This is a genomic window from Streptomyces sp. NRRL F-2664 (assembly GCF_000719345.1).
Taxonomy (GTDB): domain Bacteria; phylum Actinomycetota; class Actinomycetes; order Streptomycetales; family Streptomycetaceae; genus Streptomyces.
The window spans coordinates 1-314 of sequence record NZ_JOFX01000469.1 but is presented as its reverse complement, the minus strand read 5'-3'; the positions used below and the strand labels follow the sequence as shown (position 1 = coordinate 314).

The window sequence follows — 314 nt, the reverse complement described above, 5'->3', positions numbered from 1 at the left end:
TATGCCGGGAGGCGGATGGTGGTGAGCCAGTCGTGCTCGGCCTCATACCGCTTCAGCCCGGCGGCCGGGTGGGTGTTGAGATTGTCCCAAATCACCACGGTCCGCCGAGCTGGATATGGGCCCTCACCAGCAGGTCGCGGTAGTCCTGCCAGGAGAAGCTCTTGCGGCGCCCTTGGGCAGGAGATGGTTGCGGGCCGGTAGATGAGACGGCTCTTCTCTCCGGATTTGTAGCAGCACAGCGCGGCGACCGAGGTCCGGCGGCGGGAGCGACCGCGGACGCGGGTGACGGGGGTGTGTCCGCGCCGGCCCCGGGT

The 314-nt window shown here is 68.8% G+C and carries 1 pseudogene; it reads right to left on the bottom strand.

Annotation, left to right across the window (positions count from 1 at the left end):
• A pseudogene (locus tag IF89_RS48955) lies at positions 1–314 on the bottom strand (IS630 family transposase); the annotation flags it as partial.